Origin of the sequence: Martinezella tropici (genome assembly GCF_003287875.1) — a bacterium.
GTDB classification, from domain to species: domain Bacteria; phylum Pseudomonadota; class Alphaproteobacteria; order Rhizobiales; family Rhizobiaceae; genus Rhizobium; species Rhizobium tropici_C.
Window position 1 is genome coordinate 42,569 of record NZ_QMKK01000045.1, and the last position, 21,858, is coordinate 64,426.

Consider the following 21,858-nt stretch of genomic DNA (forward strand, 5'->3'; position numbering starts at 1 on the left):
TTCCGTATTTGTTCGACCCGCTGCGATTTACGGCGGCGCTGAACGCCGGAGTATGACGTCGAAAACTGCGTGCGGTTTTCAGACCACATCATCCACACAACGTCATTTCAGCGCGGCCTGATTCCAGCGCGGATTATCGAGACGATAATGAACGATATGAGCTCGACGCCGGTCCGCAAAATCATCCATGTGGACATGGATGCCTTCTACGCGTCGGTCGAACAGCGTGACAATCCCGAACTGCGCGGCAAGCCGCTAGCGGTCGGTGGGTCCGCGGCGCGCGGCGTTGTGGCGGCGGCAAGCTATGAGGCCCGCGCCTTCGGCGTTCGCTCGGCCATGCCATCGGTGACGGCGAAGCGCAAATGCCCGGATCTGATTTTCGTGCCGCCGCGCTTCGACGTCTACAAGGCCGTGTCGCAGCAGATCCGCGAGATCTTCGCCGAATATACGCCGCTGATCGAGCCGCTCTCGCTCGACGAGGCGTATCTCGACGTCACCGAAAACCTCAAGGGCATGGAGATTGCCACCGAAGTCGCGCTGGAAATCCGGGGCAGGATCAAGCAGGTCACCGGGCTCAATGCTTCCGCCGGCATCTCCTACAACAAGTTTCTCGCCAAGATGGCAAGCGATCTGAACAAGCCCAACGGCCAGGCGGTGATCACGCCGAAGAACGGGCCAGCCTTTGTCGAGGCGCTGCCCGTCGGCAAATTCCACGGCGTGGGGCCGGCGACCGCCGAACGCATGCGCAAATACGGCATCGAAACCGGGCTCGATCTGAAAGCGAAGTCCCTCGCCTTCCTGCAGGAGCATTTCGGAAAGTCCGGATCGTATTTCTACGGGATCGCCCGGGGCATCGACGAACGCCAGGTGAGGCCCGACCGGATCCGCAAATCCGTCGGCGCAGAGGATACGTTTCCCGAGGATATCGACGATCTCGATCTGGCTACGGCGGAATTGCGGCCGCTTGCAGAGAAGGTCTGGCACTACTGCGAGGCAAGCGGCATCAGCGGCAAGACGGTGACTGTGAAGATCAAATACTCTGATTTCATGCAGGCCACGCGCAGTCGGACCATCCCTGTTCCGGTCGCGGGCTTGAGCGAGATCCTCGAAGCGGCATCTGCACTTCTGGCGACCGTCCATCCGTTCAGGCGGCCGGTTCGGCTGCTCGGCGTCACGCTTTCATCCCTGACGAACGAAGAAACCGACGATAGCCGCGCACAGCCCCAGCTCGATCTCGGCATTTAATTGCCGGTCATGGTGGCGACACGGCGAACCCAGGCCTGCCTTGGTCCGCGCGTGCCGAATCTGTAGAAATATGACTAAATTCCTCTTGTTTTTGACCGGCCGGCAAGGCTATACCGCCGCGGATGTTTTCAACCGTCCCTCTCTGGCCGCAACGATCAGGATATTTTTCGTGACCATATTGAAATCACTTTTGGCCGTCTCGGCTCTTTGCATGGCGCTTGGCCTTGCCGTACCGGCGGCATCTGCCGCATCCACCAGCTATCCGCTGACACTCGATAATTGCGGAACCAAGGTCACTTTCCAGAAAGCGCCGGAACGGGCGATCGGGCTTGGCCAGAACAGTGCCGAAATTCTTCTTTTGCTTGGTCTGCAGGATAAAATGGCGGGCACCGCCTTCTGGCCCAACAAGGTTCTGCCGCAGCTTGCGGAAGCCAATTCCAAGGTCAAGCTGCTGACGGTCGAGTTTCCGACCTTTGAATCGATCCTCTCGGAAAATCCTGATTTCGTTGCAGCCGCACTACCGACCCTGATGGGACCGAGCAGCAAGGTGGCAAAGCGCGAGGACTTCGAGAAGCTCAATATTCCCACCTATGTTTCCCCCAGTATCTGCCCAGCCCAGGGCGCCTCTCAGGACAAATACGGCAATGCCGCCCGTAGCCAGATCTGGAACATGAGCGCGCTCTACCAGGAAATCGATGAGCTCTCGCAGATTTTCGATGTCCGCGACAAGGGCCAGGCGCTGATCGAGGATTTCAAAAAGCGGGAAGCGGCACTGCGCGCGAATGCGCTGAAGGACGGCAAGAAGCTCTCCTATGTCTTCTGGTTCTCCAGCCCGTCGCCATCTGCAGATGCCTATGTCGGCGGAAAAAACAGCCCTTCAGGTTATATCGCCGACCTGCTTGGCGGCCGCAATGCCATTACCACCGAAGCGGAATGGCCGACACTGGGCTGGGAGAGCATCATAGCCGCCAATCCGGACGTCATCGTCGTCGCCAGCCTCGACCGCAATCGCTGGGAGCTCGACAAGCCGGAAGCCAAGATCAAGTTTCTCACCACCGATCCGGCCGTCAGCCAGCTTCCCGCAGTCAAGAACAAGGCTATCGTCGTCATGGACGGTCAGGCCATGAACCCGACCATCCGGACGATCTATGGCGCCGAGCAGGTGGCCCAGCAGCTCAAGGCCCTTGGTCTGCTGAAGTGATCGACGCGTACCGCAACCTGCGGCAATTGGCTGCCCTCGGCCTGTTGCTGCTGGCCTCCCTTGCAGCGATCGGCCTGATCATCGGTATCAGCGTCGGCATCGGCGACCTGCCGATACCGCTGTCGACGACGTTCTACGCCATCACCAACAGGCTGGGCTGGACAGGCATCGAGCTCAACCGCATCCACGAAACGGTCATCTGGGATTATCGCCTCAGCCGGGCATTGGTGGCGGCTTTCTGCGGAGCGGGCCTGGCGCTGTCGGGCGCAATCATGCAATCGCTGCTTCGAAATCCCCTTGCCGAACCCTATGTGCTCGGCATCTCGGCGGGTGCTTCGACGGGGGCCGTCGCAGTCGTCATCCTGGGCGTCGGCGCCGGTGCGGTTTCACTGTCAGCAGGCGCCTTTGCCGGCGCATTCGCCGCCTTTTTCTTCGTCGCTCTCCTTTCCAACGGCACACGAGGCGGCACGGACCGCACCATCCTTGCCGGCGTCGCCGCCTCCCAGCTGTTCAACGCCGCGACGTCCTATATCGTAACGACATCGGGGAACGCCCAACAGGCACGTGATGTCATGTTCTGGCTGCTCGGGAGTTTCGGCGGCGTCCGCTGGCCGGAATTCATGCTGGTATCGACGATCGTCGGCTTCGGGCTTGCCGCCTGCCTGCTCTACGCGCGCATCCTGGATGCCTTCGCCTTTGGCGACGAGGCAGCCTCGTCGCTTGGCGTCAATGTCGGGCGGGCGCGGATGGGGCTCTTTGCGCTGACCGCAATGATGACGGCGACCATCGTCAGCATGGTCGGCTCGATCGGCTTTGTCGGTCTCGTCGTACCGCACACGGCGCGCTTCGTCGTCGGGCCGCTTCACATCCGCCTGCTGCCGGCTTGCGCCATCATCGGAGCGATGTTCATGGTACTGGCGGATATCGCCTCACGCGCCCTCATCCCACAGCAGGTTCTGCCGATCGGGGTGGTTACGGCGCTTGTCGGCGTCCCGTTCTTTGCGATCATCCTCTATCGGTTCCAGCGCGCGTCATGAGCATCAAGGCTGACAACATCATCTGGAAAATCGGCGGAAAGACCGTGCTCGACGGCGTCTCCTTCGAAGCGCCTGCGGGAAAAATGCTCGGCCTGCTCGGGCCGAACGGCTCGGGGAAAACGTCGCTCTTGCGTCTGCTGGCCGGATTGAAGAAGCCGAATTCCGGCCGCATTACGCTTGAAGGGCGCGACCTTGACAAAATGCCTCGCCGGGCGATCGCACGGCGTGTCGCCTTTGTCGAGCAGCACAGCACGACCAATGCCAATCTCCAGGTCATCGACGTCGTAAAGCTCGGCCGATTTCCGCATCGGTCGATGTTCTCAGGCTGGACCTCGGCCGATGACGAAACCGTGGAAAGCGCTCTTGAGCGCGCCGGGATGAAGGAAAAGCGCAACGACCGTTGGCAGAGCCTGTCGGGCGGAGAGAAACAGCGCACCCATATTGCCCGCGCCCTGGCGCAGGCACCGAAGGAGCTCATCCTCGACGAGCCGACCAACCATCTCGACATCCAGCATCAGATCAGCCTGATGCGGCTGGTTTCCGGCCTGCCGGTCACCAGCATCATCGCCCTTCACGATCTCAACCACGCCGCCATGTTCTGCGACCAGCTGATCATCATGCAGCAGGGCCGGATCGTCGCCTCCGGCACCCCGGAAACTGTGCTGACCGAAGACCTCCTGCGGGACGTCTTCGCCGTGGAAGCCCGGGTCGAGATCTCGCCTCATCACGAGCGGCCGCATATCCATTATCTGCGATAGGTCACTTGAGCCGGCCGCCTTTCTCTCGAATGCGGGCGGCAAAGCGAGCGAAGCCGTCTGCCGGTAAGCGGGAATCCGGACCGTGACATCCTTTTTCGTTACCGGCAAAAGACGACTTACTTTCACACCGGGCTTGCGAGACGTCGCGAATATAGAGAACTATATTCCGCACCAATGACCCATGCCAAAGTGAAGAACATCGGGAGGAACAAATGACGGATAGGCTCAAGGGCAAGATTGCCATTATTTCAGGCGGGGCCACCGGCATGGGCGGAGCGGCCTCGCGCTTGTTTGCGGCAGAAGGTGCGAAGGTCGCGATCATCGATCGAAATGCCGCGGCGGCGGCGGAGACGGTGCGGGCCATTCAAGAAGCAGGTGGCATTGCCGATTATTGGGTCGCTGACGTTTCAGACGAAGAAGCCGTCAATGCGGCCGTCAAAGGTATCGAAGAGCGTTTCGGCGCCGTGACCGTACTCTTCAATCATGCCGGCACCATCGTCATCAAGCCGTTCCTCCAGACAACATTGGAGGAATGGGAATGGTTGCATGGCGTCAATGTGCGCTCCATGTTTCTGACGACCAAGGCAGTGCTGCCGGGCATGATCGCAGCCGGCGGCGGCTCCATCGTCTGTACATCATCGATCTCGGCGGTTGCGGCAACACCGATGGAAGTGCTTTACGATACGACGAAAGGCGCCGTGCACATGTTCGCCCGCGCCATTGCCGTCGAGTTTCGCGATCGCAATATTCGTTGCAATGCCGTTTGCCCCGGCTTCATCCGCACGCCGCACGGCTTGCGCGAGGTGGCTGCGCTGCAAACTCTTGGTGTTGATGTTTCGGACGCAGCAATCGCCGCGCAGCAAGGCCGGATCGGAGAGCCGGAAGATGTTGCGCGCGCCGCCCTCTACCTTGCCTCCGACGAGTCCAATTTCGTCAATGGCATCCATCTTTTCGTCGACAATGGATTTACCGCAATCTGAACCTCTGACAGCTCAGCAACTGCGTCTCATTGCCATCCGGCATGGTCTGCATGCTTTCTTGACATCGGCTCATTATACAATATATAATATTGTATATTAATATGAATAGAGAACAGCGCCATGGACGCCGTACAAATCAATGATCGACTGACAGTATCGGCCCAACCGGATACGGCCGCCTTTGCTGGCTTTGCGGAGCGCGGCTTCGTGGCGGTCATCAATGCTCGTCCGGAGGGTGAAGAGCAGGGTCAACCCGGCAATGCCGCCGAGGCCGCCGCCGCTCGCGCTGCCGGCCTCGGTTATACCTTCCTGCCGGTTACCAACTCCACCATTACCGACGCGGATATCGAGGCCTTTCAGAAAACGTTGAAAGATGCGAAAGGGCCGGTCCTTGCTCATTGCAAGAGCGGCACTCGCGCGCTGGCGCTCTATGCAATCGGCGAGGTGCTCGACGGGCGGATGAAGCGCGAAGACCTGGTGGCCTTCGGCAAGGGTCATGGGTTTGAGCTGACGGGCGCGGCCAATTGGCTCGCTCGAAAGGAGCGGAAAATACCCCATGTCAAGGGCTTCTACGACGCGCGCACCGGCAGCATCCAGTATGTCGTCAGCGACCCGGCAACTCGGGCTTGCGCCATCATCGATCCTGTCTTGGATTTCGACGAAAAGTCCGGCGCCACTGCCACCCTCAATGCTGATGCGATCCTGGATTACGTGCACGCCGAAAATCTCGCCGTTGAATGGATTCTCGACACCCATCCCCATGCCGATCATTTCACGGCAGCCTCCTACCTGAAGGAGAAGACCGGCGCATCGACCGCGATAGGCTCACGTGTGGTTGACGTCCAGAAGCTCTGGAAAGATATCTACAATCAGCCGGACATGGCTGCCGACGGCTCGCAATGGGATCGGATATTTGCCGATGGTGACACGTTCAAGATCGGCAATCTCGAGGGTCGTGTCATATTCTCGCCCGGCCATACGCTTGCTTCAGTCACCTATGTCATCGGCGACGCAGCCTTCATTCACGACACGATATTCATGCCTGATTCGGGCACGGCGCGGACCGATTTCCCGGGCGGCAGTGCCAAGGCTTTGTGGAATTCCATTCAGAATATCCTGGCGCTTCCCAATGAAACGCGCCTGTTCACCGGCCACGATTATCAACCTGGCGGTCGAAACCCGAAATGGGAGAGCACTGTCGACGAGCAGAAGCGGTCCAATGCGCATCTCGCTGGCATGACGGAAGACCGATTTGTGGCGCTGCGCGAAGCGCGCGACCGGACACTGCCCATGCCGAAGCTGATCCTCCACGCACTTCAGGTGAATGTGCAGGGTGGTCGTTTGCCGGAGCCTGAGGACAACGGCCGCCGTTATCTCAAATTCCCGCTCGACGCATTGCAGGGGGCTGCATGGTAACGGAAATCGAAAAATCGGTTCTCTCCGCCATGTCGCTCGAGGATATGGCGAGGCGGTCGGCCGAGGTCGCATCCCTCCTGCGGACATTGGCGCATCCCATGCGACTGATGCTTGCATGCAGCTTGGCCGAAGGCGAATATTCAGTCAGCGAATTGGAGGAAAAGCTCGACATCCATCAGCCTAATCTGTCGCAACAGCTTGGGGTGTTGCGCGAAGCGGGTGTCGTCGAAACCCGTCGAGAGGCCAAGCAGATCTTCTACCGATTGACGGAGGAAAAAGCCGCGCAGCTTATCGAAGCGCTCTATTCGATCTTCTGCCTGCCGGAGGAAAGGTCATGACCGGGCATTTATCGGCCGTCTTCGCCGCCATTTGCCAGCGGAACGAATAATCCGAGTTTCACGTCGCGCAGGACCACATTCGTATGCATGCGGCGGATCTGGGGATTCTCCGCCATGATCAAGGCGGCGATATCGTCATAATGCTCGACATCCCTGGCTGTGACGATCGCAATGAGGTCGACGGCGCCGGTGACATAATAGACCTGCTGGATGTGATCCTGTTTCTCCGCCCAAATTCGGAACTTGGCAAGCGCATCATAGTTGTCCCGTTCGATCTCCATGCCGACGATGAAGACCATCGAAGTTCCGGTCGCCTTACGGTCCACGACCGCAATTTCGGCCTTGATGATACCATCCTCGCGCAACCGCTTCAGGCGTCGCTGCACGGCGGACGTCGAAAGACCGACCTCGTCGGCGATGGCTTCGGCGGTGAGCTGACAGTTGCGTTGGACGATATCGAGGATATCGCGATCGAAGCGATCCAGATTTTCCATCTCATTCCTCTGGTCGGCTGATGAAATTGCGTGGCGACATCCCCATTCTATCACAAAAGGTGCATTTGAAATAGATTTTTGCTTTTTTTATGCAGAACGATCGGAAATTGCGCGCAAATTCCGCTTACCTTCGCGATATTCTCCGCAAATTGTCTTTTATCGGAATTATGCATGGCAGAGCCCTCCTCCCAGGCACTTTGTGTGGAAGATCTTCACAAGAGCTTTGGTTCACACGAAGTCCTCAAGGGCATTTCAACCTCGGCCAGGCAAGGGGATGTCATTGCCGTCATCGGCTCGTCCGGTTCCGGCAAGAGCACGTTTCTGCGGTGTATAAATCTGCTCGAAATGCCCGACCGTGGACGCATCGTCGTCAATGGCGAGGAAATCGCCTTGAAGCAGGCACGGCAAGGACGGACGCAGCCGAAAAGTTGGCGACAGATCGAGCGGATCCGCAGGGGCCTCGGCATGGTATTCCAGAGTTTCAATCTCTGGGCGCACATGACTGTTCTCGAAAACGTCATCGAAGCTCCGGTGCATGTTCTGGGCGTCCCTCGCCGCGAAGCGATCGAAAAGGCGGTGGCTCTTCTCGATAAAGTCGGGCTTTACGACAAGCGCGATGCCTATCCGGCCTTTCTTTCCGGAGGTCAGCAGCAAAGAGCGGCAATCGCCCGTGCACTCTGCATAGACCCGGCGGTGATGCTCTTCGACGAACCGACATCGGCGCTCGACCCGGAACTGGTGGGTGAAGTGCTCAAGGTCATCCGCGATCTCGCCGAAGAAGGCCGAACCATGCTGCTGGTTACGCATGAGATGCGGTTTGCCCGCGACGTTTCGAGCCACGTTCTTTTTCTTCATCAGGGACGGATCGAGGAAGAGGGGGCGCCTGAACAGGTCTTCGATGCTCCGCTCAGCGCCCGCTGCCGCGAATTCACCGGCATGCTTTCGCCCTGATCTTCACGTCCCCGCACAAACAACAACACCAGGAGAACCCCGCACATGAAACTGCTTCCCATGCTGCTTGCCGGCGTAACGCTCGCCCTTTCCGCTTTCACGGCGCAGGCCGAAGTCCGCTTCGGCATCATGAACGAATCCTATCCGCCCTTCTTCGCCAAGGATGCCTCCGGCAAATGGCAGGGCTGGGAAATCGACATGATGGACGCCGTCTGCGAGCAGATGAAAGAGAAGTGCTCGATCGTGGAGCTTTCCTGGGACGGTCTCATTCCGGCGCTTCAGAGCAAGAAGTTCGACGTGATCTGGTCATCGATGTCGAATACGGCGGAGCGTTCGAAAGTCATCGATTTCACCGACAAATATTACAATACGCCCAGCACGCTGATCGGTCCCAAGGACCAGAAGCCCGGCGCGACGGCAGACGATGTCAAGGGCAAGACCATCGGCATCCAGGTGTCGACCATTCAGTCGGAATATTACAAGAAATACTTTGCCAAGGTCGCGGACGAAAAGACCTACCAGACGCTCGATGAAGCGTTTCAGGATCTTGCAGCCGGCCGCATCGACTATGTCTTCGGCGATTCGCTTGCGCTTGATGCCTTCCTGAAAAGCGATGGCGGCAAGGATTGCTGCGCCAAGATGGGCGACGTCGCCGACGACAAGGAAATCCTCGGAGCAGGCGTTTCCGGCGGCCTGCGCAAGGAAGACACCGCGCTCAAGGCAAAGCTCAATGCGGCCATCGCCGCGGTGCGCGCCAACGGCAAATATGACGAAATCACCAGGAAGTATTTCAGCTTCGACATCTACGGCGCCAAGTAAACGATCGTAGCGATGGCGACCTCCCAACAAGGCATTCTCGACCTGCTCTCCCCCTATCCGCCCGGATGGGGTGGAGTGCTGCTGACGGGCGCCGCCTCCACGGTCGCCATCTCCGCCGGCGCGTTTCTGATAGGCCTTCTTCTTGGTATCGGCGGCGCACTGGGCAAGCTTTCCGGCATCAGGCCACTCGGCCTTTTGCTGGAACTTTACACCACCGCCATCCGCGCGGTCCCCGAGCTGATCCTGATCGTCGGGCTCTATTATGCCGGAATGGACGGTCTCAACCGGCTTCTTGCGGTGCTCAATTTCCCCGCCTTCGAATTGAATGGCTTTGCGGTCGCCGTCGCCGTGCTTGGCTTCGTGCAGGGTGCCTACATGACGGAGGTGCTGCGCGGTGCGATCCTTGCCATTCCCGTCGGCCAGGTCGAGGCGGCAAAGGCTTTCGGCATGGGACCGCATCTGCGTTTCCGCCGCATCATCCTGCCCGCCCTGCTGCCGAACGCGCTACCGGGACTTGCCAATCTTTGGATGTCGGTCACCAAGGACAGCGCTCTCGTCGCGGTCGTCGGCTACCAGGAGCTCGCTCTCGCCACGCGTCTCGCCGGCGCGAGTACCAAGCATTACTTCATCTTTTTCCTGGCCTCCGCCCTCATCTATCTCGCCCTCACGCTCGTCTCGAATGCGGTGTTCAAGCTGATTGAGCGTCGGGTGCGGCGTGGCCAGCCGAAGCTTGCGTGAGGAGCGTTGACATGACCTTCTCATGGATCAATGCCTATTGGCCGCTTCTGTTGACCGGAGCCTGGCAAACGCTGTCGCTGCTTGCGATTTCCGTTGTCTTCGGCTTCATCATCGCAATCGGCCTCGCCTTCGCGCAGATCAGCAGCAATCGCCTTCTCCGGTATGTCGCCAGCGCTTATTGCACCTTCTTCCGGGGTACGCCGCTGCTGATCCAGCTCTGGCTGCTCTATTACGGCGTCGGCTCTTTATTGCCTGTCATCCCCGGCATTCGCCAGAGCCTGCTTTGGCCGGTCCTGCGCGAAGGCTTTTTCTTCGCCGCCGTCAGCTTCACGCTGAACTATGCGGCTTACGAAGCGGAGGTGCTGCGCGGCGCATTGCTTGCCGTCCCGAAAGGCGAGCTGGAAGCCGGCCGCGCGTTCGGCATGCGGCCCTTCACGCTGACGCGGCGCATCTGGTTGCCACGCGCCATTCGCATCGCACTGCCGACGATCGGCGGCGAAATCGTCATGCAGCTGAAAGCAACGCCGCTGGCTTTCACCGTCACAGTGATGGATCTCTACGCCGTTGCCACCAAGGTGCGCCAGGACACGCTGCTCGTCTACGAGCCGCTGATCGTCGTGACCATCTTCTATCTCATCATCACAGCCATGATCGCGCGAGCCTTCCGCTTCCTGGAGGCGCAGGTTCCCGTGCGGCGCTAACCGGGGGAAGGAGGGGCCAACACCTCTCCGTATGCCCGACCTTTCTGGAGATCCATTTATGAGCAAATTCCTGATCCTCGACGGCGGCATGAGCCGCGAACTCCTTCGTCTCGGCGCCGAGTTGAAACAGCCGGAATGGTCGGCACTGGCGCTGATCAATTCGCCCGAGATAGTCCGACAGGTCCACGACGAATTCATCGCCGCCGGCTCGGACGTCATAACCACCAACAGCTACGCGCTCGTGCCATTCCATATCGGTGAAGAGCGGTTCCGGGCCGACGGTGCCGCTCTGATTGCGCGTGCGGGACAATTGGCGCGCGCCGCCGCCGATGCCTGCAAGGACCGTAAGATCCTGGTTGCCGGTTCCCTGCCGCCGATCTTCGGTTCCTACGAGCCTGAGAATTTCGATCCGTCTCGGGTTCAGGATTATCTCAAGGTTCTGGTGGAAAATCTCGATCCTTACGTCGATGTCTGGCTCGGCGAAACCCTTAGCCTGATCGCCGAAGGAGAAGCCGTTCGCACCGCGGTTGCCGAAACCGGCAAGCCTTTCTGGATCTCCTTCACCCTGGCGGATGACGCCGCTCAGCGGAACGGCGCCTCTCCCGCGCTCCGTTCCGGGGAAAGGGTGGAGGATGCGGCTCGATGGGCCGCTTCGTCCGGTGCGGAAGCGCTTCTGTTCAATTGCAGCAAGCCTGAAGTCATGCGCGCGGCGGTCGATACGGCGGGAGAGGTCTTCAGGAGCAGCGGTTCTACCCTGCAGATCGGCGTCTATGCCAATGCCTTCGAAGGAGAGCAGGGCGAATCCGCCGCCAATGAGGGCCTTCATGCTACCCGTGGCGATCTGAACGACGACGCCTATTCGCGTTTCGCCTGTTCATGGGTCGATGCCGGCGCAACGATGGTCGGCGGCTGCTGCGGGATTGGCGCGGGACATATTCACCGGCTGAGGCGATCCCTGACGCATGCCGTTGAGGCGGCAGGCAATTCCTGACATATATGCACGCAGGCGACTTGCCGGCATGGATATCGCGTCATGAATGGATCAACACCGGAAAAAAGCAGGATGCGCGCACCCGCGGGCTCCGTTACCGGGCTTTGCTCGGCATCCGCGACCATGTTTGCAGTCGGGATGGCGTTCCTCGGCTATTGGGGCGTGTATGAACAGGGACCCTGGCATATCTCCGATTATTTCGTGGTGGTTTTGGCCATCATCGGATTTGCAGCGCTTGGCTGCGTGCCCTTGATCGTGACGACTCCCGTGGCGGAAGAAGAAGCGGAAAAAGTGGTCGAGGCCAGGCGCGCCTTGGCGCTGGGAATAGCCTTTATCTGGCTATCCGTCTGCATAGCGGTATTCGCCTGAGCAATTGTGGCGCCATAACGACGCGACGGCGCAAGGAGCCTGTCTCCAGTGCCGTCGCAAAGCCGGGGCAATCTTACTTTTTCACACTCAAGGCGGCGATCCGATCGACCGCTGCCGAAAAGCCTTGCAGCGAGATTTGAAAACCGAGCGCATTGCCACCGTCGGCAACGACCTTGAGATTCAGGCGTGAACCGTTGCGCAATTTGGCGAGCGTCGCCGCGTCGAGCGGAAGCAAGGCAATGCAGCCATTGGGCAGGCAGGTGCGAAAGCGCACCGGCTTCAACGGCGGCTGGTCATCGATATTCGGTGTCACGCCGGAGTCGAGAACGATGCCGAACGGCAGCAGAAGCGTCGCAAGCCCGCTGCCGTCGGGACGCATCTGTAGTTCGACGGCAAGCAGCCGCTGACCATTCTGTTGGGTTTGATCCTGCGAAATCGTGCATACCGGCGCCTTGTCGCTTTGGCTGCATGCGACGCGCCAGTCCTGATAGGCCTCCTGCAGGCTTGAGGCACCGTTTGGCAGCGCCGATTGGGCAAAGGCCGTGGGCGCAAGCGTCAAAGTCGCGCTCGCGCAGGCAAGGGTGAGCATCGCCCGAAACATGCGACCGATCGTGCGGGATGAAATGAACGTCGAAACTGGCAAAGGATGAGGTCTTTCTGCTTGGAGCAAAATATTTCCGCGGCCGGTACCGCAGGGCATCAGGGGTATGGGTCATGCCGATGAGCGATGATCGCGAAATCCATGCTTTCGCGACCATGACTGCGGATGGTTACGTGCACACCCACTCGCGGACTGCGCAGGAAGAGCCGGAGCGCTCGCATGCCTTCAGCGCGAGATCTTCGGCTTCCTTGCGCGTCGGTGCCGAATTCGCGCTCCATGGCGTCGCCCGTTCGCGTTTTTCCTTGCCGATGGCAAGCGCCCCGCAATGATTGTACGGAAAGCCGGTCTTATCGTCGTCATCCCAGTGCCGGTGATTGCGGAACACGCTGACGACGACGCAGCTCTTGCCCTTGTCGTGCTCGCAATGCTTGAGCGCGATATCCATGGCTTCCTGCCGTTTGTCGGCGCCCCAGAAGAAGCCGTATTTCTCGTCAGGCGCGGAATAGGCGATGGCCGCCCAGATGCCGCGTTCGTCCGGCGGAGGCGCCGGCGGCTGCTCGGTCGTAAAGAGATCGGCTGCCCCCAAATGGGCGGTGGAGACAAACAGCATGCCGATCACAGCAATGGCGGATCTCAATTTCATTTGGTGCCCCCTTGTTTTCCTGCTGCCGAAGCGACCGAAATGACGATGCAGCCGTTTCCGGTCGGCAGAAGCATCGCATCGCCGCCATCGCTGCCAAGTTCGTAGACTCCGACCTGCCCGAGATTGTTGACGAGCTTGCTTCCGTTCGGGAACTTGGCCGAAACTTCCGGGCAAGAGCCTGTAAACGGTGCCACGCGGACCATGGCGCCTTCGCAGCCGGATGCGACCGGTGCCGCGAATACGATGCCGGCAGCCGGGCCGCTATAACCCTGCGTGGCGTAGTCCATGCCGACGAGGGCCTGCACCGCATGCTTGTCGGCCGCCTGGTTGTTCCAGATCGATTGGACATTGTATTGCGTGCCGTTTGTCAGCAGCTGTCCGAGAACCGGAAAGATGGTCGAGCAGGACTGCAGGCCGGCCTTTTTGGCGTGCTGCAGGAACGGCGTGTCCGGCAGCGCCGGATTGGCGTCGTTCGCCGCGGCGACGGCCGGCTGCGAGAGCAGGTTTCCGATCAGGTCATATCGGGCGACCGCATAGCCACCGGCGCCGGCAATGGCGATGGCAAGCAGCGAGAGAAGGGTCGCCTTCCGCCATCTCCGCCCCGGTTTCACCTGATCGTCGGCCACGGTCTGAATTGCGGCGTCGTTCTTGTTCCGGGACATGATGCGGTCGTGGATCGATTGCTGGGTCATTGAAAATCCGTCCGTTATTTTATCGCCTTCACGGCGGTAGAAAGGCCCTTGAGGTTCGCAGTCACGCTGATCGTCTGCCCATCCGCTGTCGGATAGGAGATCGCCGGCGCGGTACTCTTCGAAATCTGCTCGCGCAGCACAGGCCCGATCGGGAGCATGCCGACGCAAACCGTTTGGTTACAGCCGTCGAGCTTGACTTGGATAGGCTCCTTGCGTCCCTCGAACTTCACCAGGATGCGTCCGTCGCTCTTGGCAACCGGGGCGGTGCGCAGGATCATGTAGGGCTCGCCTCCCTTGGTGGCGGCGAGCGACCAGCTGAACGCAATCTGCCCACGCTCGTTCTCGATAATCTGGGTGACATTGCAAACCCGCTGGCGGACCTTCAGGTTTTCATCGCAGATCAGGGTCCAGTTTTCGAACGGGCGAATGGTTCTCTGATACTCCCCAGGCTTCAGCTCCGGAGGAACGACGACCTCGGAAGGTTTTATGCGATAGGTTGGGAGGGCAGCCTCCTGCGCAGCCGCGAACGGGCCGAACAGGAGGCTGCAAGCCATGAAAGCCGGGACGCTGAGAAGCGCTCCTTTCAGCATGACGTGGCTCAGTTCAAAGTGAAGCTGAGACCAGCACCGACGCCCACCTGGCCGCCAGCCGCCGTACCCGACAGGTTGCCGCGAATGCGCCCGTCTTCGCTGGTATAGCCTGCACCGAAGGCGAGAGCGCCTTCACCCCGCCAGACGCCACCGCCGACAGCCACGCTCAGCTTGCCGGGACGGTCGTCATAGCGAAGCGATGCCGCGGCAAGCCCGATCGCGGCCGCCTGTCTTGCTTCCGACCGTACGTCTCCGAGCTCCCGGTTCAGTTGCCCGAACTTCTGGTCCGTATAGTTGTTGGCTGAGGCCAGCGTCGTGGCGACAGCGTTATCCGTATACGACTTGCCCTGGTTGAAGCTGTCGGTCAGCTGGGCGACATTGACGGCATCCGTCGAAGCGACCCCCTTGCCGACATTGGAGATGACCACCGGTGCATTGACGTCGCCGCCCTGCAGCGTGATGCTGTTCTTCTTGCTGCCATCGGCATTGAGGTCATAGGTGACGGCGTTCTTGGTAATCGTCCCGACGCCGGTCTGCAGGCTGTTGATCGCCGAATTGGTCGCGGCGAGCTGCGAGCCGTTGATGGCGTCGGTGCTGTCGGACGAAATGCGGCCGGCAGCGACGTTCGTGATGGTTCTTTCAGACCCTGCAGCCCCCACACTCACCGTTCCCACAGGCGTGGTGCCGGCAAAGTCGTAGTGCTGGCCCTGAAGGTCCGTACCGGACGTGCCGACGGCTGCCTGCGTTGACGAACCGGAGCCCAAGGCCACATCATTGGCATTGTTGGCCTGCGCGCCCTGACCGAGGGCGACCGCACCCGTGCCTGCCGCTGCCGCGCCGTTGCCAGCCGCCAGGCTGCTTGCGCCGGTGGCGACACTCTGCGGACCGATCGCAACGCTGTCGGTGCCGCTGGCAGCGGAATCGGCGAGCGTCGAGTTGGCGTGGAAGTACTTGATGCCGCCGCCATTGTTGATGTTGGTCAGCGTGTTGTTCACCGCACCGAAGGCATCGTAGACCGTGGTGTAGTTGTTGCCCTGGATATTGTAGGTCGGGCCGGTGACCGTGCCGTCCGGATTGACGGTCGTGCCGCCGCCGATCAGGTTGGTGATGTTGGTGCCGAGGCCCTTGAGCTGGCTGACATTCACGGCATCCGTATCGGCCGAACCGGCTGCCAGGTTGGTGAGCTTGCGCTCCGAACCGGCCGAGCCGATCGACACTTCGCCGACGGAGGTTTGCGGGCTCGTAAGCGCAAAGCCGGTATAGCCGGCCTGAGCGCCCACACTCGTCACGGATTGCGCGCCGAGAGCGACGCTGTTGATGTTGTTGGCCTGCGCGCCGGCGCCCAATGCGACCGATTGGATTCCTCCGGCCAGTGAGTTCGTGCCGAGGGCCACACCGTCCGCCAGCATGACATGGGCATTCTGGCCGATGGCGGTGCCGCCGGGCGCGACCTGATCGACGACTGCGCCGTTGCCGATGCCGATGCCGTTGTCACCGTTGACGACCGTCGTCGGGCCGACAGCCACCGATTCGGCGCCGACGGCAAGCGAGTCGCCGGCGGCCGAGTTCGCATGGAAATACTTGCTCGGCGTCGCTGCGACCGAAGCGATGGCACCCTGCAGCTGGCGAACCGTGACGGCATCCTGCGCGCTGCTACCGTCAGCCACGTTGGTGATCTGGCGATAGGACGTGCTCGAACCGACCGAGACAGCGCCCAGCAGGGTCTTGTCCGTCGTATTGTACTGGATGAAGTTCGTCGGACCTGCGGGTAGCTGGCCGGTGGCCGGAGCCAGAGCGCGATCGGCAACCGATCCCGAACCAAGCGCCACGCCGCCAACGATGGTCGACTGGCTGTTCATACCAAGTGCAAGGGCATTGTCGGCGGTCGAGGTGGCGTTATAGCCGACCGCCGTGGAACCGATCCCTTGAGCGGAGGAGTCGCTGACGGCAAGGGTCCTGTCGTTGGTGCGCACATAGCGGATGCCATCGCCGTTTGCATCGGTGTAGGTCGTCGATGTGTCGCCGGCAATATTGTTGATCGTATTGCCGAGATTGGTGAGGTTACCGTTGATGGTGGTGATGTCGGTGGTGTTCTGCGTCACCTGCTGGTTGGTGGCAAAGAGCTGCGATCCGTTGATCGCATCCGTCGAGCCGTTGTTGAGACGGCCCGCCGCAACATTGGTGATGGTGCGCTCGGCACCGACCGCACCGACGCTGACCGTCGAGGTTGGTGTCGTCCCGGCGAAGTTGTAGGTGGTGGTGCCGATCACCGTGCTGGCGGTGCCGACCGCAACGTCTGTTACCGAGCCAGAGCCGAGCGCCACGGCGCCCGCGTTACCGGCGGTGGAGTTGACGCCCAGAGCGAGCGCATCCGCGGCACTGGCATTTGCTTGTTTGCCGAGGGCGGTCGCTTGAGCGGCCGTGGCAAAGGCATTCTGGCCGACCGCGGTGCTGGAGGTGGCTGTCGCTTGGGCATTGGGGCCGATGGCGGTGCTGTAGTCACCCGTGGCCTGGGATATGTATCCGAAGGCCGTCGCGTCGAGGCCGGAAGCGGTCGCACTGTTGCCGGCCGCGATGGCATTCGCTCCTGCCGCAGTCGAGAGAGGTCCGATCGCGACCGATTCTGCACCCGTTGCCGATGAGTCGGCCGCCGCCGAGTTGGCATGGAAATACTTGATGCCGCCGCCGGTGGTGATGTTGTTGATCGCGGTCGTGTTGATGTCGACCTGCTGGTTGGTCGCAAAGAGCTGCGAGCCGTTGACCGCGTCCGTCGAACCGTTGTTGAGCCTACCCGCCGCGACATTGGTGATGGTGCGTTCGGCACCTGGCGCGCCGACGCTGACGGTCGAGGTCGGCGTCGTGCCGGCGAAGTTATAGGTATTGCCGCCGATCACCGCGCTGGCGGTGCCGACTGCTACGTCGGTCACTGAGCCCGAACCGAGCGCTACGTCGCCGGAACTTGCCGTCGCCGTTGCGCCGTTACCCAAGGCGATATTGCCGACGAAGCCGGAAGCACCGGCGGTGGAGCCGTTGCCGAGCGCCACCGAACCCTGGCCGATCGCCTTGTTGTTGTTACCGATCGCGACTGCGCCGGCCGCCTGGTTGGCGGCAGTGGCACTCGCCGTGCCATCGCTGTTGGCGATGTTGTTGGCGCCGCCGGTGAAGGCGCCGGCGCCGCTGGCATAGCTCGGATCGCCGATCGCGACCGCGCCGTCACCGTAAGCGGAATTGCCTGCGCCGATGGCGACTGACTTGCCGCCGTCAGCCACCGCGCCCGTGCCGATGGCGACGGAATCGGCGGTGATCGAGCTTGCGGCCGTGCCCATGGCTATCCCGTTGGTGTCACTTGCCACCGCGCCTGCTCCGATTGCTGTCGAGCTTGCCCCTTGCGAGACGGCCGTCGTGCCGATGGCAACGGAGTCATCACCTGAGGCCGTAACCGAACGACCGCCTGCGAACGCACGGGCACCGGTGGCCTGGGCAGCGGAACCAAGCGACGTGGAGTCCGCTCCCGTCGCACTGGCCTGGAAGCCCACGGCTGTCGAGTCGCCGGCGCTAGCGACCGTGCCGATGCCGAGCGCGGTACTGCCGACTCCGCCGGCATTGGCGCTGACGCCGGCAGCGAGAGAATTATTGCCTGTCGCCTTCGTTCCGGATCCGTATGCAGAGGCGTTTGTGCCGCTGGCGACAGCCTGGCGTCCCGTGGCGGTGGAATTGTCGCCGCTGGCACTGGCACCGGCGCCCGTGGCGACCGATAAGACACCTGCGGCATTTGCATTGTTGCCGAGCGCGACGCTGGACGTCCCGGTGGCGGCAACGGTTGCGCCCGAGCCTATCGCAACGGCACCGCCGGCAGCGAGCGTCTGTGCCTGGTTACCCAAGGCAACCCCAAAAGCTCCCGAGGCAACGGAGCTGGAGCCGGCGGCGACCGAATTAATTCCGGATGCTGCGGCTTGCTTGCCAAGAGCAAGGGCGCTGTCAGCGCTGGCGACGGAGCCCCAGCCTCCCGCGAAAGCATAACTGCTGGTAGCACCGGCGCTGACGCCGACGGCGGTGGAGTTCCCTCCCGAAGCAGTGGAGAAGGTGCCTAGAGCACTGGAGCCCGCCGCGTTAGCGGTGGCATCCACCCCAAGGGCGATCGAATTGACGTTGCTTGAAACCGTACCTTGGCCGATCGCAATCGCGCCGCCTGTACCCGAGGCATTCGCAAACAGGCCCAGAGCCACACCATATTGGGTTGACGAAACCGCCGAACGTCCGATTGCGATGGCGTCAACCTGGGATGCCGTGACATCCGTACCGACGGCGATAGCGCTTTGGGCACGAGCACCCGTTCCAGCGACGGTGCGGGAACCGAGATAGACGGAGTTGATTGCGGTCGAAGTCGACTGGAAGCCGAGAGCGACGGCATTCTGAGCGCTGGCGCTGGCGCCGCTGCCTTGGGCGAGAGAATCCAATCCTGACGCATCCGTGTTGTAACCGAAAGCGCTAGCGCGCAGCCCACTTGCATTGGTGAAGGGACCAACAGCAGAGGAATTCACCCCGGTCGCCGTGGCTCCTGGTCCTACGGCGACAGCATCTACATCTTGGGCTTGCGCATCGACGCCGATCGCAACTGAATTATTCCCGTTGGAAATCGCTCGGCAGCCGATGGCCATGCCACCTGTCGTCGCCCCGACGGTGGCGGTGTATCCAACGCAACCGATCGAGAGGCCATTGGCTCCGGTCGCAGTGCCATTGCCCGCTGTATAGTTGCCGCCTACTTGGCCAAATGCCTGAGGCGCAATCATCAGCCCCAAGGCGCCGAAAATAGCCCCAATTGCACCGATACTCCGATTTTTACGACGCATCCCAAGAACGCGCGATGACATCCGCAGCGCAGCCATCACGCGGCGACGCTGCGAACGATCGCTACCCCTGACCGGCGCAGGGTCTTTGACAAATCCGTCACGAGATTCAGTCTGCAGGCGTTCCCCAACGTATTCCCTCATGCTGCCTTATCCTCGCTGTTGACTGGACGACTAGGCGCGCCCGAAACCGCATCGGCGGCCGCGTCGTCATTGAAATTCCGCATGTCCAGAAGTGTCTGCCCCATCCTGGCGCTTTGGCTTTCGAGCTGTTCGCGCAGGCTCTCGACCCACGGCTCCGTCGGCGCCGGGACGCTATGCAATGCGGCATCCGCCCGATCGGGAGGAAGCTTCATCGCCACCAGGGCGCGGCAGACATCGAAATGAAGCGATGGTTTCCCTTCCCCATAGGCCGGGGAGGTCAAACCAAGGACCAGGCAGGCAAATAGATAATCAAGTTCCGCCTCGGTCAGGCGGTTGGCATATCGCTGTTGCAAGGCAGACCAGGCTGCCTCGACTTTCGGAGCAAAGATTTCAAATTCAGGGAATTGAATGTCCATACAGCACCGGTTCGTTACCGTCTGTGACCATGCCCTTATTTTCGCGGAAGCGTATTTTAGAAAATTCCGGATTTTTTTTAGAAAATTACGGTTTTTTGCACGCTCGGTTGCAGGTGTAGCCGCTTTGCCACACGTACCGCAGGCTGTTGCGCATGAGCGCCGGGGATCGCCGGGCATGCATGCCAGGCGGGAATATCTCAGCTCCAGGCAACCTCCATCCCCCCGACATATCAGAGAGATAAAGCATTTGCTGAAATGGAAAATCGACTGCGGCAGGCCCGAGCGAGGCTTCGAGCGCCCGTGCTCCGCCACGCCTATCGCCCGAAGCGGAACTCCATCGGCGTTTTTCCGCGATATCTCTTCATGGTTGTCGCCAGGTGGCTTTGATCCGAGAAGCCGGTGACGAAGGCGATTTCCGCAATGGAGATCTCACCCGCCGCGAGCAGCTCCTCCGCCCTGTCCAGACGCAGATTGATGAGATAGCGGTGCGGCGGCATGCCGAAGGTCTTGGCAAACCGCACGATGAAGTGATTGGGCGAAATGCCGGCGACAGCAGCAAGCTCCGCGACATGTACCTTTTCGGTAAAATGCTCACGAAGATATTCCTGCACGCGCCGGGCGCTTTTGGCGGAAAGCCCGCCTTTTGGCGTAGGAAGCTGTGTCATGCGGCTTGTATAGGTGCGAAGCAGATGTGTGCTGAATAGCGTAACCAATGAATCCAGATAGAGTTCATTCGAAGGTGCTTTCCTCGTTAACTCGACAGAGATTCTCTGCGCTATGCCGAGGGCCAATGGATCGACGGTGCCGAAATCAGGCGGCTGGAGTTCCACATTGCCAAGATCGAACTCCTGGAGCGCCAGCTCGGACAGAACGTCAGGGGGAATGGCGACGACAAGATTTGTCCTGGTTTCGGTCCAGGCAAGGGTACTGTCCACCCCGGCGGGATTGACCACGAGACAGCCGACCGGCGCATCATATTGCGTGATCCGGTCGCTGCCGAGAGAGGCTCGCAGGCCGCGCGAGGGAGCCAGCACGATTGCCACCGCATGTTCCCTAGCAACCCAGGTCTGCGATCCGGGATTGCGAACCGAATTGATAACGCTCCCCCGCATAGAGGTTCTTCTCGGTCCCGCACTCTCAGGGATTATGTCGAATACATATCGATCGGCCCGCTCCCGGGCCTCACCCGCAAATCTCATTATGCATCGCCCGCCCCTGACGAAATTTCACTTGCACGCGAAGCAGGCAAGGCAACAATCATCGATTGCAATCGCAATCCCCCAAGCCTGCCCGCTCCACGCTGCTGCCTACCAGCTATAGCGCGAAATTAAATAGTATAAATTACTGAGTTTTGAAGGGGAAATATTCACATGGTAAAGAAAGACTAAGGCGCTAGAGCGCATCATTGATTAGCCAGATCGAATGGATCCGGCACAATTCAACAGAGGGCTGTTGTCAGGCTCTATTTTATTTCGCGTCCGAGTGGAAAAGCGATCATCGCACTATTGCGGCGGCTGAAGATCGCCCCGGCGCTTTTCATAGAGATCCCACGCGATATCCGCCATCGCCAGAAGGACGTCTTTCTCGTCCCATCCAGCTGCGACCGCGGCACGGACAATTTCACTAACGATGGGCTGCAATTGGCGTTGGCACTCGTTCGAAATGTCCTCAGAGCCGTTTCCTCGAGGTGGCTCGCTAAAATTGAATTCGACCATTATCACTCTCACCGGATTACTATATGTCAGCTATCATATTCCTGATATAAAATAAATCCGTAAGAACGCTTAAAGATGTTCGCAAGGCTAGACCTTGATCACACTACGACTCTGTTGCGATCAATCCGACCTTGATCACTGTAGCCGTCATCATACCACTAGGAAACTCACG

22 protein-coding genes and 1 pseudogene are annotated in these 21,858 nt (G+C 60.4%); 13 read left to right on the forward strand and 10 right to left on the reverse strand.

The window, feature by feature from the left end; all coding sequences use genetic code 11:
• The first annotated feature begins 147 nt into the window (after positions 1-147).
• From dinB to bigR, 7 genes are all read left to right on the forward strand, one after another.
• Positions 148-1,245: a DNA polymerase IV gene (gene dinB / locus DQ393_RS19925; protein WP_112343465.1), complete on the forward strand. Its 1,098-nt coding sequence runs from the start codon at positions 148-150 to the stop codon at positions 1,243-1,245.
• Positions 1,246-1,414: 169 nt separating this feature from the next.
• Positions 1,415-2,446 carry an ABC transporter substrate-binding protein gene (locus tag DQ393_RS19930; protein WP_112343500.1) on the forward strand — a complete coding sequence of 344 codons (1,032 nt, stop codon included), beginning with the start codon at positions 1,415-1,417 and terminating at the stop codon, positions 2,444-2,446.
• A complete protein-coding gene (locus DQ393_RS19935) occupies positions 2,443-3,483 on the forward strand; it encodes a FecCD family ABC transporter permease (protein ID WP_112343466.1) in 1,041 nt (346 codons plus the stop codon). The genes DQ393_RS19930 and DQ393_RS19935 overlap by 4 nt, the downstream gene beginning before the upstream one ends.
• Positions 3,480-4,241, forward strand: coding sequence for an ABC transporter ATP-binding protein (locus DQ393_RS19940; protein ID WP_112343467.1), 762 nt, complete (start codon positions 3,480-3,482; stop codon positions 4,239-4,241). Before DQ393_RS19935 ends, DQ393_RS19940 begins: the two co-directional genes overlap by 4 nt.
• 212 nt (positions 4,242-4,453) lie before the next feature.
• Positions 4,454-5,221, forward strand: coding sequence for an SDR family NAD(P)-dependent oxidoreductase (locus DQ393_RS19945; protein WP_112343468.1), 768 nt, complete (start codon positions 4,454-4,456; stop codon positions 5,219-5,221).
• A gap of 120 nt (positions 5,222-5,341) precedes the next feature.
• The gene (gene blh, locus DQ393_RS19950) at positions 5,342-6,637 is read left to right on the forward strand and encodes a bifunctional sulfur transferase/dioxygenase Blh (RefSeq protein ID WP_112343469.1); all 1,296 of its coding nucleotides are present in this window, start codon (positions 5,342-5,344) and stop codon (positions 6,635-6,637) included.
• Entirely contained in the window at positions 6,631-6,975 is a 345-nt protein-coding gene (bigR, locus tag DQ393_RS19955) for a sulfite-sensing transcriptional repressor BigR (RefSeq protein ID WP_112343470.1), read from the forward strand. Before blh ends, bigR begins: the two co-directional genes overlap by 7 nt.
• 8 nt (positions 6,976-6,983) lie before the next feature.
• Here bigR and DQ393_RS19960 read toward each other — a convergent pair whose 3' ends face one another.
• Positions 6,984-7,469 (reverse strand): Lrp/AsnC family transcriptional regulator, encoded by a 486-nt coding sequence (locus DQ393_RS19960; protein ID WP_112343471.1) that lies wholly within the window; start codon positions 7,467-7,469, stop codon positions 6,984-6,986.
• Positions 7,470-7,640: 171 nt separating this feature from the next.
• Here DQ393_RS19960 and DQ393_RS19965 point away from each other — a divergent pair, with 171 nt between their 5' ends.
• The 6 genes from DQ393_RS19965 (at position 7,641) to DQ393_RS19990 (ending at position 12,038) form a co-directional block, all read left to right on the forward strand.
• Positions 7,641-8,420 carry an ABC transporter ATP-binding protein gene (locus tag DQ393_RS19965; RefSeq protein WP_112343472.1) on the forward strand — a complete coding sequence of 260 codons (780 nt, stop codon included), beginning with the start codon at positions 7,641-7,643 and terminating at the stop codon, positions 8,418-8,420.
• Positions 8,421-8,465: 45 nt separating this feature from the next.
• The gene (locus DQ393_RS19970; RefSeq protein ID WP_112343473.1) at positions 8,466-9,239 is read left to right on the forward strand and encodes a transporter substrate-binding domain-containing protein; all 774 of its coding nucleotides are present in this window, start codon (positions 8,466-8,468) and stop codon (positions 9,237-9,239) included.
• A 12-nt stretch (positions 9,240-9,251) separates the two neighbouring features.
• Positions 9,252-9,977, forward strand: coding sequence for an ABC transporter permease (locus DQ393_RS19975; protein WP_112343474.1), 726 nt, complete (start codon positions 9,252-9,254; stop codon positions 9,975-9,977).
• 11 nt (positions 9,978-9,988) lie between these two features.
• On the forward strand, positions 9,989-10,678 hold the full coding sequence (locus DQ393_RS19980) for an ABC transporter permease (RefSeq protein ID WP_112343475.1): 690 nt from the start codon (positions 9,989-9,991) through the stop codon (positions 10,676-10,678).
• A gap of 58 nt (positions 10,679-10,736) precedes the next feature.
• Positions 10,737-11,669 carry a homocysteine S-methyltransferase family protein gene (locus DQ393_RS19985; RefSeq protein WP_112343476.1) on the forward strand — a complete coding sequence of 311 codons (933 nt, stop codon included), beginning with the start codon at positions 10,737-10,739 and terminating at the stop codon, positions 11,667-11,669.
• A gap of 72 nt (positions 11,670-11,741) precedes the next feature.
• The gene (locus DQ393_RS19990; RefSeq protein WP_245430410.1) at positions 11,742-12,038 is read left to right on the forward strand and encodes a hypothetical protein; all 297 of its coding nucleotides are present in this window, start codon (positions 11,742-11,744) and stop codon (positions 12,036-12,038) included.
• A gap of 73 nt (positions 12,039-12,111) precedes the next feature.
• Here the strand turns inward: DQ393_RS19990 and DQ393_RS19995 are convergent, their stop codons facing one another.
• The 9 genes and pseudogenes from DQ393_RS19995 to DQ393_RS20030 form a co-directional block, all read right to left on the reverse strand.
• Positions 12,112-12,639 (reverse strand): invasion associated locus B family protein, encoded by a 528-nt coding sequence (locus DQ393_RS19995; protein WP_112343501.1) that lies wholly within the window; start codon positions 12,637-12,639, stop codon positions 12,112-12,114.
• A gap of 169 nt (positions 12,640-12,808) precedes the next feature.
• Positions 12,809-13,282 (reverse strand): DUF4189 domain-containing protein, encoded by a 474-nt coding sequence (locus tag DQ393_RS20000; RefSeq protein ID WP_112343478.1) that lies wholly within the window; start codon positions 13,280-13,282, stop codon positions 12,809-12,811.
• Entirely contained in the window at positions 13,279-13,974 is a 696-nt protein-coding gene (locus DQ393_RS20005) for a hypothetical protein (protein WP_112343479.1), read from the reverse strand. The genes DQ393_RS20000 and DQ393_RS20005 overlap by 4 nt, the downstream gene beginning before the upstream one ends.
• 14 nt (positions 13,975-13,988) lie before the next feature.
• Positions 13,989-14,564: an invasion associated locus B family protein gene (locus DQ393_RS20010; RefSeq protein WP_112343480.1), complete on the reverse strand. Its 576-nt coding sequence runs from the start codon at positions 14,562-14,564 to the stop codon at positions 13,989-13,991.
• Between the two features lie 8 nt (positions 14,565-14,572).
• On the reverse strand, positions 14,573-19,021 hold the full coding sequence (locus DQ393_RS20015) for a YadA-like family protein (protein ID WP_432422010.1): 4,449 nt from the start codon (positions 19,019-19,021) through the stop codon (positions 14,573-14,575).
• 24 nt (positions 19,022-19,045) lie between these two features.
• Positions 19,046-19,555 (reverse strand): annotated as a pseudogene (locus tag DQ393_RS34335) (hypothetical protein); the annotation flags it as partial.
• Positions 19,552-20,148, reverse strand: coding sequence for a hypothetical protein (locus DQ393_RS20020; protein ID WP_245430411.1), 597 nt, complete (start codon positions 20,146-20,148; stop codon positions 19,552-19,554). The pseudogene DQ393_RS34335 and the gene DQ393_RS20020, both read right to left, overlap by 4 nt.
• Positions 20,149-20,285: 137 nt before the next feature.
• A complete protein-coding gene (locus DQ393_RS20025; RefSeq protein WP_112343483.1) occupies positions 20,286-21,170 on the reverse strand; it encodes a helix-turn-helix domain-containing protein in 885 nt (294 codons plus the stop codon).
• A gap of 303 nt (positions 21,171-21,473) precedes the next feature.
• Positions 21,474-21,686 (reverse strand): hypothetical protein, encoded by a 213-nt coding sequence (locus DQ393_RS20030; RefSeq protein WP_112343484.1) that lies wholly within the window; start codon positions 21,684-21,686, stop codon positions 21,474-21,476.
• Positions 21,687-21,858: the final 172 nt, after the last annotated feature.